At 67.4% G+C, this 12468-nt stretch carries 10 protein-coding genes and 1 tRNA gene; 7 read left to right on the top strand and 4 right to left on the bottom strand.

The window, feature by feature from the left end; translation table 11 throughout:
* Positions 1 to 4 precede the first annotated feature (4 nt).
* From EHF44_RS02165 to EHF44_RS02155, 3 genes are all read left to right on the top strand, one after another.
* Complete coding sequence (locus EHF44_RS02165) at positions 5 to 697, top strand: hypothetical protein (RefSeq protein ID WP_124682215.1); 693 nt, start codon at positions 5 to 7, stop codon at positions 695 to 697.
* 128 nt (positions 698 to 825) lie between these two features.
* Positions 826 to 2133, top strand: coding sequence for a serine--tRNA ligase (gene serS / locus EHF44_RS02160; RefSeq protein WP_124682214.1), 1308 nt, complete (start codon positions 826 to 828; stop codon positions 2131 to 2133).
* Positions 2134 to 2217: 84 nt separating this feature from the next.
* Positions 2218 to 2307 (top strand) — tRNA-Ser (locus tag EHF44_RS02155).
* A gap of 136 nt (positions 2308 to 2443) precedes the next feature.
* Here EHF44_RS02155 and EHF44_RS02150 read toward each other — a convergent pair.
* Both EHF44_RS02150 and EHF44_RS02145 read right to left on the bottom strand, forming a co-directional pair.
* On the bottom strand, positions 2444 to 3757 hold the full coding sequence (locus EHF44_RS02150) for a hemolysin family protein (protein ID WP_124682213.1): 1314 nt from the start codon (positions 3755 to 3757) through the stop codon (positions 2444 to 2446).
* A 97-nt stretch (positions 3758 to 3854) separates the two neighbouring features.
* Positions 3855 to 4808 (bottom strand): LysR substrate-binding domain-containing protein, encoded by a 954-nt coding sequence (locus tag EHF44_RS02145; RefSeq protein WP_124682212.1) that lies wholly within the window; start codon positions 4806 to 4808, stop codon positions 3855 to 3857.
* 181 nt (positions 4809 to 4989) lie between these two features.
* Between EHF44_RS02145 and EHF44_RS02140 the strand changes: the two genes are divergently transcribed.
* The 4 genes from EHF44_RS02140 (at position 4990) to EHF44_RS02125 (ending at position 9223) form a co-directional block, all read left to right on the top strand.
* Entirely contained in the window at positions 4990 to 6267 is a 1278-nt protein-coding gene (locus EHF44_RS02140; RefSeq protein ID WP_124682211.1) for a D-amino acid dehydrogenase, read from the top strand.
* A 124-nt stretch (positions 6268 to 6391) separates the two neighbouring features.
* The gene (locus EHF44_RS02135) at positions 6392 to 7300 is read left to right on the top strand and encodes a glutamate/aspartate ABC transporter substrate-binding protein (RefSeq protein ID WP_124682210.1); all 909 of its coding nucleotides are present in this window, start codon (positions 6392 to 6394) and stop codon (positions 7298 to 7300) included.
* 204 nt (positions 7301 to 7504) lie between these two features.
* Entirely contained in the window at positions 7505 to 8317 is an 813-nt protein-coding gene (locus tag EHF44_RS02130) for a transporter substrate-binding domain-containing protein (RefSeq protein ID WP_124682209.1), read from the top strand.
* A 246-nt stretch (positions 8318 to 8563) separates the two neighbouring features.
* Complete coding sequence (locus EHF44_RS02125) at positions 8564 to 9223, top strand: amino acid ABC transporter permease (protein WP_124682208.1); 660 nt, start codon at positions 8564 to 8566, stop codon at positions 9221 to 9223.
* Here EHF44_RS02125 and EHF44_RS02120 read toward each other — a convergent pair.
* Together EHF44_RS02120 and cphA are read right to left on the bottom strand one after the other, a co-directional pair.
* Positions 9217 to 9699: an SRPBCC family protein gene (locus EHF44_RS02120; RefSeq protein ID WP_124682207.1), complete on the bottom strand. Its 483-nt coding sequence runs from the start codon at positions 9697 to 9699 to the stop codon at positions 9217 to 9219. The two genes, EHF44_RS02125 and EHF44_RS02120, sit on opposite strands and share 7 nt — an antisense overlap.
* A 176-nt stretch (positions 9700 to 9875) precedes the next feature.
* Positions 9876 to 12455, bottom strand: a complete 2580-nt coding sequence (gene cphA / locus EHF44_RS02115; protein ID WP_124682206.1) for a cyanophycin synthetase — start codon at positions 12453 to 12455, stop codon at positions 9876 to 9878.
* Positions 12456 to 12468: the final 13 nt, after the last annotated feature.

Below are 12468 nucleotides of genomic sequence, written 5' to 3'. Positions count from 1 at the left end.
GTCCATGTTCTCCTTGATGCGTGCCATCGAGAAAATCGCGAGGGAAAGGCGGGAGGCTCGGTTTCTGTCGGACTACGAGAAAGGGCGGCTGGAGGCGCTTTCTCGCGTGTTCGGGGTTCCGGTGGACACCCTGAAGGGCCTATTCCGGCAGCCCGTCGGTAGTTCCTTTGTCGATTATCCGGTGGTGGAATTGCTGCGCAGCCACGGGCTCGAAGCTTTCCTTGTGACACTGCATATCGAGATCGACGCCTTTCCCCGTTGTGTCAATCTGATCAGGCAGGGGCGGACGGAGATCTTGCCCTATCGCTACGAGAGGGACGGCGCCCATACCTTCTTCGCGCATGACGATGAGTTCGGCGGCAGGAATATTCGCCTGCTGACCAATGACTTTTCGTTGATCAAGGCACTGGCCGTGGCAAAGCTCGGCCCGCCTCCGCCCTGGGTGGTCTGGTATGACGTGGGGCCGGTTCCCTATACCCAAGGCAATCCCGAATTCTGGGTTGCTCATGTCTGGGATCCGTACTGGAAAAGCCTGAGTTCGGTCGAGAAGCGGCAATTCCTGGAGACGTGGCGGGGACGGACGCGTTCGTATATGTCGGATGAGGATTGGGCGGACTGGCTATTCCTTGTGCAGCCGGAAGACCCGGAACCCGCGGGGGACAATGCCGAAGTGCCTCCCCGACCCGCCGGCGGCTGACGGAGGCCGCTCTCCCCGGAACAAGACCCCGAAAACCCGCCAGATTCGGTCCCGTGGGGTCATGCCGGTGCAGTAAAATGTCGCGTTCGCCGGCATGTCGCCGGTACTGCACACGACTCCCAAGCAACATGCTCGACATCCAGCTGTTCCGCAAAGACATCGACGCCGTGGCCCAGCGCCTGGCTACGCGCGGCTTTCAACTCGACGTGGCCACGTTCCAGGCCCTGGAGGCCGAACGCAAGCAACTGCAGACGCAGACCGAGGACCTGCAGGCGCGCCGCAATGCGCTCAGCAAGCAGATCGGCATGCTCAAGGGCAAGGGCGAGGACGCTTCGGCGCCGATGGCCGAGGTGGCCGGGATTGGCGATATGCTGAAGGCGTCGGCCGAGCGGCTGGCGCAGATCCAGGGCCAGCTTGGCGACGCGATGATGTCGATCCCGAACCTGCCGCACGAGAGCGTGCCGGTGGGCAAGGACGAGACCCAGAATGTCGAGGTGCGCCGTGTGGGCACGCCGCGGGCGTTCGATTTCGAGGTCAAGGACCATGTCGACGTCGGCGCCCGCCTGGGGCTGGACTTCGAGACGGCGTCCAAGGTCACCGGGTCGCGCTTTGCGTTCCTGCGCGGCGGCGTGGCGCGGATGCACCGCGCGCTGGTGCAGCTCATGGTCGATACGCACACGCTGGAGCACGGCTACACCGAGATGTACGTGCCGTACATCGTCAATGCCGCGTCGATGCGGGGCACCGGCCAGTTGCCGAAGTTCGAGGACGACCTGTTCAAGGTGCCGCGCAAGGTGGGTGGCGACGACGGCCAGGACACGATCGAGAACTTCTACCTGATCCCGACCGCCGAGGTGCCGCTGACGAACATGGTGCGCGACGCGATTGTCGCGGCCGAGAAGCTGCCGCTGCGCTTCGTGGCCCATACGCCGTGCTTCCGCTCGGAAGCAGGCTCGTACGGCAAGGACACGCGCGGCATGATCCGCCAGCACCAGTTCGACAAGGTCGAGATGGTGCAGGTGGTGCCGGCCGAGCAGTCGATGGACGCGCTGGAGCAGATGACCGGCCACGCCGAGGCCATCCTGAAGAAGCTGGAGCTGCCGTTCCGCACCGTCGTGCTGTGCACGGGCGACATGGGCTTTGGCAGCACCAAGACCTACGACATCGAGGTGTGGATCCCGGCCCAGAACACGTACCGCGAGATCAGCTCTTGCTCGAACATGGGCGATTTCCAGGCGCGCCGCATGCAGGCCCGCGCGCGGGCCGGGCAGGGCAAGCCGGAACTGGTGCACACGCTGAACGGCTCGGGCCTGGCCGTGGGCCGGACGCTGGTGGCGATCCTGGAGAACTACCAGAACGCCGACGGCTCCGTGACCGTGCCCAAGGCGCTGCAGCCGTACATGGGCGGCATCGAGCGCCTGGAACCGGAAGCATAAAAATTTTCCGAAAAGGGGCTTGCGCTCGGCGTGGCAGTGTCCCTATAATCTTGGTTTCGCTGCTTACGCAACGACCCAGTTACCGGAGAGGTGGCAGAGTGGTCGAATGTACCTGACTCGAAATCAGGCGTACCGGCAACGGTACCGTGGGTTCGAATCCCACCCTCTCCGCCAAAACAAAAAGCTGCCGATTGATTCGACCACCGGCGGATAAAAACAGCGTAGTAAAACTCGAACCGACGCACTGTGAAAACAGGCGTCGGTTTTGTTTTGGGCGTCGCCCGGCTGGCGGGCTTACGGATTCAAAGGCTCACGCCCCACTTGCCGTCCCCGTGCCGGCAGGCTCCAGGCGCGACACCAGCAACTGGTCGATCTTGTGGTGGTCGATGTCCAGCACCTCGAAGCGAAAGCCTGCCACGGTGATCGACTCCGATTTCTTCGGAATCCGCTTCAGCGCGTAGATGACCAGCCCGGCGGCCGTGTCGACGTAGTCGTCGCCGGGGATCGTGTCCAGTTCCAGCGCCTTCTTCAGGTCCACCAGCGGCGTCAGGCCGTCGACCAGCCACGACGTGGCGTCGCGCCGCACGATCTGCTCGTCCTCGGCCGAGTACAGGATGTCGCCCATCAGCGCCCCGACGATGTCGTCCAGCGTGACGATGCCCACCACCAGCCCGTACTCGTTCATCACCACCGCAAAGCTCTCGTGCATCTCGCGGAAGCGTGTCAGTGACTCCGACAGCGTCAGCGTGTCCGGAATCACCAGCACGTTCTTGTCGTAGTGCTTGCCGATGTCGCCCAGCACCGACGCATTCTCGTTGGCCAGCAGCAACTGCAGGATGTCTTTCGAATCCATGTAGCCCAGCACGTCGTCGATGGTCTTGCCGCAGACCGGGTACTGCGCGTGGGGCTGGTTGACCAGCTTGCGCCGCACGCTGTCGGCGGACTCGTCGAGCGTCAGGAACACCACGTCGTCGCGCGGCGCCATGATCGCGGTGATCGGCTTGGAATCCAGCTCGAACACGTTCTCGATCAAATGCAGCTCGTGCTTGTGCAGCACGCCGGCCTCGGCGCCGGCGTCGACCATCGCGGCAATGTCCTCGGTGGTGATCTGGTCCACGGGCTTGGTCGGGATGCCCAGCAGCTTCAGCATCGCGTCGGCCGCCGCGTTGAACACCCACACCACGGGCTTGAAGACCTTCAGCAGCGTCAGCATCGGACCGATCACGTTGACCGCGCACGCTTCCGGGAAGGTCATCGCCACCCGCTTGGGAATCAGGTCGGCAAACTGGATGAACAGCAGCGTCACGACCAGGAACGAGCCGATGTTGGCCGTCCGCTGGGCCACGTCGGGGCTCAGCCATGGCAGCAGGGCGTCGAACAGCAGGTCGGAGACGTGCTTCTCGCCGAGGATACCGGCCAGGATCGCCACGCTGTTCACGCCGATCTGGACGACGGTGAAGAAATTGCCGGGCTCTTCCTTGAGCAGCAATACCTTGGTGGCGCGGCGGTCGCCGCGTTCGGAGAGGACTTGGAGCTTGGTGCGCCGGGCCGCGGTCAGGGCGATCTCGGAGATCGAGAAGAACGCGCTCGCCAGCACCAGGAGAACTAGGGTCAGGACGAACATAAAGAAGCTCACGCGCCGGTCGGGGCGTGTCGATGATGGTGCACAGCGTGGTGGGCTGTCAATTGTCTGCGCAACGCCGGGCCTGCCGCCGGGCGGATCAGCGCGGCGCCGGCTCGAACTGCACGGCCGGCACCTCCAGGCGGTCGCCAAGCGTGGCGGCCAGCGCCGCCGCGGCGGCGGCGAACTGGGCCTGCATGTCGTCGACCAGGCTCGACGCCCCGCGATGGCTGGCGCGCAGCATGTGGATCTCGAACGCCAGTTCCGGCTGCAGGTCGTGCAGCGCCACGTGCGCCGGGTTGGCGCTGAGCGCCGTGTACTGGTCCAGCAGCGTCAGGCCCAGCCCGGCATCGACCAGCGCCAGCGCCAGCGAGTAGGTCTGCACCTCCAGCGTCGAATGCGGCTCCAGCGCGTGGCGCGCCAGCGTCTGGCGCACCAGCAGCCCCAGCGAGCTGTCGTCGTCATAGCCAATGAACGGCCGCTCCAGAACCTTGCGGATGGCCACCGTGCCGCGCCGGCCGCCCGAGGGCAGCGGCTGGGTGCGCGGCACGGCCAGCAGCATCCGGCCGGCGGCCACCGGCGCGCTGGTGATTGCCTCGTGGCGCGGCGGCGAGAACGCGAATCCGACGTCGATCTGGTTGGCCAGCAGCGCCGCCATGATCTCGTTGGTGTGGTGCGTCAGCACCTGCACCTGCGTCTCGGGATGGCGCGCGCAGAAGCGGCGCACCGCGGGCACCAGCAGCGGGTTGGCCAGGCTGGGCGTGGCGGCCACGCGCAGCCGTCCCGCGCCCTTGTGGCGCAGGCTTTCGGACACGCGCCGCACGCGCTCGATCTCGCCATATAGCCTTTCGACATCGCCATAGAGCGCCTGCGCCTCGGGCGTGGGCTGCAGCCTGCCGCGCTGGCGGTCGAACAGGCGAAAGCCGAGCGACGCCTCGGCGTGCTGCAGCACCCGCGTCACCACCGGCTGGGAGACGTGGAGCAGGCGGGCGGCCTCGCTGACGGTGCCGGTCAGCATGACGGCACGGAAAACCTCGATCTGGCGCAGGCGCATCGTTGTGGTGCGGAAGGGGGCGGGGATGGGGCGAAAAAATGGTGCTCTGCACTACGGGTAGACCCGGGTGGCGGCGCCCATAGCCTGGGGACATATTCTGGCACGTATTGGCATTGGGCAAGCCGCGTCCGGTGCTCTACGCTCTGGCCCATCGTCGAAACGGGAAGGCAAGGCAAGTCAGATGCGGGTAGCGATCGTGGGCGCCGGCGTGGTCGGCATGACTACCGCGTGGCGGTTGGCCAACGACGGCCATGAGGTGACGGTGGTGGAGCGTCACGACGGCCCGGGGGAGGAAACCAGTTTCGCCAACGGCGGGCAGCTCAGCTACAGCTACGTGGCGCCGCTGGCCGGGCCGGGCGTGCTGTCGAAGGTGCCGGGCTGGCTGCTGGACCGCGACTCGCCGATGCGCTTCCGCCCGTCGATGGACGCCGGGCAGTGGCGCTGGCTGATGGCGTTCATGCTGGCGTGCAATGCCACGACGAGCGAAGCCACCACGCGCAAGCTGCTGCGGCTGGCGTTCTATTCGCGGGACCTGATGCAGGCTTTCGTGAACCGCCCCGAGGCGCGCGAGGAGGGCGGCGGCTTTGATTTCGCGCGGCGCGGCAAGCTGGTGGTGCACCGCGACGCGGCGGCCTACGACTCGGCATGCCGCTTGCTGGACTACCAGGCGAGCCTGGGCTGCGAGCAGCAGGCGCTGGACCGCGACGCGACGGTGGCGCTGGAGCCGGCGCTGGCCGGCATCCGCGACGACATCGCCGGCGCGATCTACACGCCCAGCGAGGAAGTGGGCGATTGCCATCGCTTCTGCGTGTCGCTGGCCCACCTGTTGGAAGGCAACCGGGCCGTGACGCTGCGGTTCGGCACGCGGGTGACGGCGCTGAGGCGGCAGGGCGAGCGCGTGACCGGCCTGCGCACCGACCAGGGCGATGTCGCGGCCGACGTGGTGATCGTCTCCGGCGGCATCGGCAGCGTGCCGTTGCTGCGGCCCGCCGGCATCCGGCCGATGCTGTGGCCGCTCAAGGGCTACAGCATCACGGTGCCGATTGCCGACGGGGCGCGGGCGCCGCACATCAGCGTGACGGACTTCGCGAACAAGATCGTCTACGCCCGCATCGGCAATACGCTGCGCGTGGCGGGCATGGCCGACATCGTGCGCGGCGGGGCCGTGGTGGACCGCGAGCGCGCCCAGACGCTGGTCACGCAGACGCGGGCCGTGTTCGGCAACGTGACGAACGGCGCCGGCCTGGACGCGCTGCAGCCCTGGGCCGGCCTGCGCCCCGCCACGCCGACCGGGCTGCCGATGATCGGCCCGTCGCGGCTGCCGGGGCTCTGGCTGAACCTGGGCCACGGCGCGCTGGGGTTCACGCTGGCCATGGGCAGCGCGGGCCTGCTGGCCGACCGGCTGGCGGGCCGCACGCCGGCCATCGGGACGGAAGATTTCAGTGCAGTGTCGGCCTGACCGGGCCGGCGCAATACGGGTTGTGCTGGAAGTGCTGGAAGTGCTGGAAGTGCGCAGTACGTTGGGTAGTGAGATTGCCTCGATATCGATAGCTATTAAACCAAGCCCCTTGAAGGAGCGAACCATGAAGTCACTGTCTGTCCGTTCAACCCCCCTCCATCGCCTGGCCGCCGCAGCCCTGCTGGCTGGCGCGGCCGCCGGCGCCCACGCCGCCGATGGCGACACGCTCAAGAAGATCAAGGACAGCGGCGTGATTTCGCTGGGCTACCGCGAATCGTCGATCCCGTTTTCGTACTCGGACGGCAACCAGGTCATGGGCTATTCCCATGACTACCTGCTGGCCATCGTCGACAAGGTGAAGTCGACGCTGAACATGCCGAACCTGCAGGTCAAGATGACGCCGATCACGTCGCAGAACCGCATCCCGCTGATGCAGAACGGCACGCTCGACATCGAGTGCGGCAGCACCACCAACAACACCGAGCGCCAGAAGCAGGTGGCCTTCTCCAACAGCCTGTTCATTTACGGCATCCGCATGCTGACCAAGAAGGACTCGGGCGTGACGGACTTCCCGCAGCTCAAGGGCAAGAACGTGGTCACCACGGCCGGCACCACCGGCGAGCGCCTGCTGGTGAAGATGAACGGCGAGGGCTGGAACATGAACCTGACCAGCGCCAAGGACCATGGCCAGGCGTTCCTGATCCTGGAATCGGGCCGCGCCGCCGCGTTCGTGATGGACGAGCCGCTGCTGTACGGCGAGCGCACCAAGGCCAAGAACGCCGGCGACTGGGTGGTGGCGGGCACGCCGCTGCAGACCGAGAACTACGCCTGCATGTTCCGCAAGGACGATCCGTCGTTCAAGCAACTCGTGGACGGCGTGGTGGCCGACATCCAGAAGAGCGGCCGGGCCGAGAAGCTGTACACCAAGTGGTTCCTGCAGCCGATTCCGCCGCGCAACATCAACATGAACTACGCGCTGTCGCCGGAAATGAAGCAACTGTTCGCCGAGCCGAACGACAAGGCGTTCCAGTAAGCCGCTGTCCCTGACGCCGCGGCCGTCCTCCGCCTGCCAGCGGGCGGAGGCTGCAGTGCAGAACCAGTTATATAACCATATCCAATCGTTATTTCGTCCTCGATAGTATTTGCGGTACCTTTGAGCCCGTTATAGGCTCCTAGAGCCGCCGGCATTCCCTCAAAAGGGGCACCGGCAACGCCACCGCATTCCACTGGAGAAGATATGCGAACGATTCGATCGGGTTGGTTCAAGTCCCTGCTGGCTACCGCACTGGTGGCCGGCGCCACCGGCATGGCCGCCACGGCCGCCCATGCCGCTGACCTGCTGGACACCGTCAAGCAGGCCGGCGTGCTCAAGGTCGGGCTCGAAGGAACCTACCCGCCGTTCGGCTATCGCGGCGCCAACAACGAGCTGGACGGCTTTGACGTCGACGTGGCCCGCGCCGTGGCCGGCAAGCTCGGCGTGAAGCCCGAGTTCGTGACCACCGAATGGAGTGCGATCATCGCCGGGCTGCAGGCCGGCAAGTTCGACATCATCGTCAACCAGGTGTCGGTCACCCCGCAGCGCAAGCAGGTGCTCGACTTCTCGACGCCGTACGTCTACTCGGCCGCCCAGCTTATCCAGCGCAAGGACGACAAGCGCGAATTCGCGTCGCTGGACGCGCTGAAGGGCCACAAGCTCGGCGTCAGCCTGGGCAGCAACTACAACGACCTCGCCAAGTCGGTGCCCGGCATCGACGTCAAGACCTACCCGGGTGCCCCCGAGTACCTGCGCGACCTGGCCGCCCAGCGCGTGGACGCGGCGCTGAACGACCGCCTGATGGTCAACTACCTGATCAAGCAGGCCAACCTGCCGCTGCGTCCGGGCGCGGTGTTGCCGGGCGCCAACAGCGAGGTCGCCATCCCGTTCCGCAAGGACAACCCCAAGTTCGCCGCCGCGATCGACAAGGCGCTGGACGACCTGCGCCGCGACGGCACGCTGGCCAAGCTGTCGAACAAGTGGTTCGGCTCGGACGTGACCAAGCCGGCCAAGTAACACGCTCAAGCGCGTCCGGCGCCTCTGGCGCCTCTGGCGCGTCGTTTCCTCCCTGGCCAGGGGCGCCGGACCTTGGTCCGGCCGCTTCTGGCCCGATGGCCGGGCGCGTCCCGGCCAATGTTTTTCCCGCAGCCTGCCCATCACCCCCTTCCTGCGCCCATCCACGCGCTATCCCCGCGCCGCCGCCCGCGCTCCCGATCACGTATGATCGCGGCATTCCACGCCCAGTCGAATTCGAACCGCCCCATGTCCGCGCTCCAACTCGTCATCGATTCGCTGCCCGTCTTGCTGCAGGGCACGCTGCTCACGCTGAAGTTTGCCGTGCTGTCGATGGCGTTCGGTCTCCCGATCGGTATGGTGGTCGCGCTGATGGGCATTGGCCATCAGAGGATTCTGAAAGGGATTGCCTGGGTGTACGTCAGCATCATGCGCGGCACGCCGCTGCTGGTGCAGATCTTCGTCGTCTACTACGGGCTGCCGGGCATCGGCATCGCGCTGGAGCCCACGCCGGCCGGCGTGCTGACGCTGAGCCTCAACGTGGGGGCGTATCTGTCGGAAAGCATGCGCGGCGCCATCCTGGGCGTGGCGCGCGGCCAGTGGCTGGCAGCCTACAGCCTGGGGATGACGCCCGTGCAGACGCTGCGCCTCGTGGTGGGTCCGCAGGCGCTGCGGCTGGCGGTGCCGAGCCTGTCGAACAGCCTGATCAGCCTGATCAAGGACACGTCGCTGGTGTCGGTGATCACGGTGACGGAACTGCTGCGGACCTCGCAGGAAATCATCGCCGCGACCTACCAGCCGCTGCCGCTGTACCTGGCGGCCGCCGCGATCTACTGGATCCTGAGCACGGCGCTATCGGCCGTGCAGCACGTGATGGAGCGGCGCCTGTCGCTGCCGTCGCGTCACTGAGCGGGCTGGGGCGCGGGCGGCGGCTTGGGCGCCTCGACGTTGAGCGGGCGGCCCGTTTCGAGCAGCGTCTTGAGCCCGGCCAGGATCAGCGGCCAGCCGTTGCGGCCGCCTTGCAGGATCTGCGCGTCCACGGGCTCCTGATGCAGCTCGCTGACCGTCAGCCGCACCGCCTCGTCGCCCAGCGCGTCGACCTGCCATGTGACCACGACCTCGGGTAGCTGGCGGAACGCCTCCAGCCATTCCACGCGCCACGTCACCGACAGCCGGTAGGGCGGCTCGGCGGCCAGCACCACGCCCTGCGAATCCACCTTGCCGTCCTCCATCCGCAGCACGAACGGGCTGCCCGGCTGCCAGTCCGATTCCACGCGGCGCCCAAAGAAGTAGCGTACGCTCTGGGCCGGGTCGGTCAGCGCCTGCCAGACCTGTTCCGGCGTGGCGGCGATATAGGTGACGACGATGGTCTGCGGGGTGGTCATGGAGGCGTCTCCCTGCGTGGAAGGTGGCGCCTATTATGCGCTTGGCGGGGGGTGTGGGGGAGGGGGTGATACCGGCAGGATGCGGGGTTTGGCGCGCGATTTGGTGCGCTGGCGCGCTTCCGCGGCCCCTCTCCCGCGGGCGGGAGAGGGGCGCAAACCAGAGGTAGCGAACGTCCTCAGGCCTGCGAGGTTTCGGCAATGCGCCTGGCGATGTGGTCCAGCGCGTCTTCCACCTGGTCGATCAGGATCAGGCACAGGTCGCCGGGCTGCAGGCGGGCCAGGGCCGTGTCGATGGCCAGGTACTCGCCGCGGATTTCCTCGGTGTGGCGAGTGCGTTGCGCGCCCACCAGCCCCTCGCGCAGCAGCGCCAGCACTTCGCCGTCCTCGCGGCCGCGCTGGCACTGGTCCTGGTACAGCACGACCTCGTCGAACACGCCGCCCAGGATCTGCGTCTGCTTGCGGATGTCCTCGTCGCGGCGGTCGCCGGCGCCGCTGATCACCACCACGCGCTTGTTCGAGCGCATGGTCTGCACGGCGTTGCACAGCGCCTGGATCGCGTCGGGGTTGTGGCCGTAGTCGGCAATCAGCGTGGCGCCCTTGTAGTCGAACACGTTGAAGCGGCCCGGCGCCGTGGCGGCGTCGCTCACGAACGTGGCCAGCGCGCGGCGGATCACGTTCCAGTCGATGCCCAGTGCCCAGGCGGCGGCGATCGACGACATCGCGTTTTCCACCTGGAAGCCGATCGAGCCATTGCGCGTGAGCGGAATGTCGGCCAGCGCAAACCGCACGCTGGTCTCGCCTTCGGTGGCCACGATCTCGGCGCCTTCCACGAACACCACGCGCTTGCCCTGGGCGCGGTGCAGCGCCATCGTCGGCAGGCCGGCGTCATGGGCGAAGAACGTGACTGACCCCGGGCAGGCGTCGGCCATGCGGGCGACCATCGGGTCGGCGGCGTTCAGCACGGCCATGCCGTGCGGCGCCACGTTCTGGACGATCACGCTCTTCAGCACGGCCAGGTCCTCGACGGTGCTGATGAACGACAGGCCCAGGTGGTCGCCTTCGCCCACGTTGGTCACCACGGCCACGTCGCAGCGGTCGAAGGCCAGGCCCTCGCGCAGCAGGCCGCCACGGGCCGTCTCGAACACGGCGGCGTCCACGTCGGGATGCAGCAGCACGTTGCGGGCGCTGCGCGGGCCGCTGCAGTCGCCGGTGTCGATCCGCTGACCCTGGATGTACACGCCGTCGGTGCCGGTCATGCCCATGCGCAGGCCGTTGGAGGCCAGGATATGGGTGATCAGCCGCACGGTCGTGGTCTTGCCGTTGGTGCCCGAGACGGCCACCACGGGGATGCGGCCATCGTCGCCATCGGCAAACATGGTCGAGATGATGGCCTCGCCCACGGCGCGGCCCTTGCCGTACGACGGCTGCAGGTGCATGCGCAGCCCCGGCGCGGCGTTCACCTCGACGATGCCGCCGGCCTGTTCCTCGAACGGCTTGAGCATCGTCTCGCACACGGCGTCCACGCCGCAGATGTCCAGCCCCACCATCTGGGCCGCCGCCACGGCGCGCGCGGCGATGTCCGGGTGGACGTCGTCGGTCACGTCGGTGGCGCTGCCGCCCGTCGACAGGTTGGCGTTGTTCCGCAGCACCACGCGCACGCCCTTGGCCGGCACGGCGTCGGCGGACAGGCCCTGCTTGGCCAGCGTGGCCAGCGCGATGTCGTCGAAGCGGATCTTGGTCAGCGACGTGGCATGGCCCTCGCCCCGGCGCGGGTCGCGGTTCACTTCCTCCACGAGCTGGCGCACCGTGTGCGTGCCATCGCCAATCACCTGCGGCGGGTCGCGGCGGGCCGCGGCCACCAGGTGCTTGCCGACGACCAGCAGCCGGAAGTCGTGGCCGGGGATGTAGCGCTCGACCAGCACGTCCGACGAGATGTCGGCCGCCACTTCATAGGCCGTCATCACTTCCTCGCGCGTGCGGATGCGCACCGCCACGCCCTTGCCCTGGTTGCCGTCGCGCGGCTTGACCACCACCGGGCCGTTGATTTCCTGCGCGGCGGCCCAGGCTTCCTCTGCGCTGGTCACCGACCGGCCCAGTGGCACCGGCACGCCGGCCGCGTGCAGCAGGCTCTTGGTCAGTTCCTTGTCCTGCGCGATCGATTCCGAGACCGCGCTGGTCATGTCGGTCTCGGCGGCCTGGATGCGGCGCTGCTTGCTGCCCCAGCCAAACTGGACCATCGAGCCCTGCGTCAGGCGCCGGTACGGGATGCCGCGCGCCACGGCGGCGTAGACGATAGAGCCGGTGCTGGGCCCCAGGCGCACGTCCTCGTCCAGCTCGCGCAGGCGGTGCAGCGCATCGTCCAGGTCGAACGGCTTGTCGTCGCGCGCGGCCAGGCAAAGCTGCTCGGCCAGCTCGAAGGCCAGCCGGCCCACTTCTTCCTCGCTGTACTGCACCACCACCTGGTAGGTGCCCGGTTCCAGCGTCGGCGCGGCGTGGCTGAACGTTACCGGGCAGCCGGCGGCGGCCTGCAGGCCCAGCGCGGCGGCTTCCAGCGCGTGGGCCATCGAGGGCGAGCCGGCTTCGTCGTCGGGGCGCATCGGCGGAATGGCCGGAAAGCGCGCCCGCAGGCGATCCTCGAAGCCGGGCAGTTCGGCCAGCAGGTGCGATTGGTCCGAACAGGCCACGATGGCTTCGATGGCGGTATGCCGGCACCAGAGATTCGGGCCACGCAGAGCCCGGATACGAGAGACTTCCATAGAATCGTTTGTC

It is taken from the genome of Cupriavidus pauculus (assembly GCF_003854935.1).
Taxonomy (GTDB): domain Bacteria; phylum Pseudomonadota; class Gammaproteobacteria; order Burkholderiales; family Burkholderiaceae; genus Cupriavidus; species Cupriavidus pauculus_C.
This window is presented reverse-complemented; position numbering and strand designations above follow the sequence as displayed.

Bases quoted from the DNA above. Each gene is read 5' to 3' on its own strand.
- EHF44_RS02165 (WP_124682215.1), top strand. From the start codon at position 5: ATGTTCTCCTTGATGCGTGCCATCGAGAAAATCGCGAGGGAAAGGCGG.
- serS (WP_124682214.1), top strand. From the start codon at position 826: ATGCTCGACATCCAGCTGTTCCGCAAAGACATCGACGCCGTGGCCCAG.
- EHF44_RS02150 (WP_124682213.1), bottom strand. From the start codon at position 3,757: ATGTTCGTCCTGACCCTAGTTCTCCTGGTGCTGGCGAGCGCGTTCTTC.
- EHF44_RS02145 (WP_124682212.1), bottom strand. From the start codon at position 4,808: ATGCGCCTGCGCCAGATCGAGGTTTTCCGTGCCGTCATGCTGACCGGC.
- EHF44_RS02140 (WP_124682211.1), top strand. From the start codon at position 4,990: ATGCGGGTAGCGATCGTGGGCGCCGGCGTGGTCGGCATGACTACCGCG.
- EHF44_RS02135 (WP_124682210.1), top strand. From the start codon at position 6,392: ATGAAGTCACTGTCTGTCCGTTCAACCCCCCTCCATCGCCTGGCCGCC.
- EHF44_RS02130 (WP_124682209.1), top strand. From the start codon at position 7,505: ATGCGAACGATTCGATCGGGTTGGTTCAAGTCCCTGCTGGCTACCGCA.
- EHF44_RS02125 (WP_124682208.1), top strand. From the start codon at position 8,564: ATGTCCGCGCTCCAACTCGTCATCGATTCGCTGCCCGTCTTGCTGCAG.
- EHF44_RS02120 (WP_124682207.1), bottom strand. From the start codon at position 9,699: ATGACCACCCCGCAGACCATCGTCGTCACCTATATCGCCGCCACGCCG.
- cphA (WP_124682206.1), bottom strand. From the start codon at position 12,455: ATGGAAGTCTCTCGTATCCGGGCTCTGCGTGGCCCGAATCTCTGGTGC.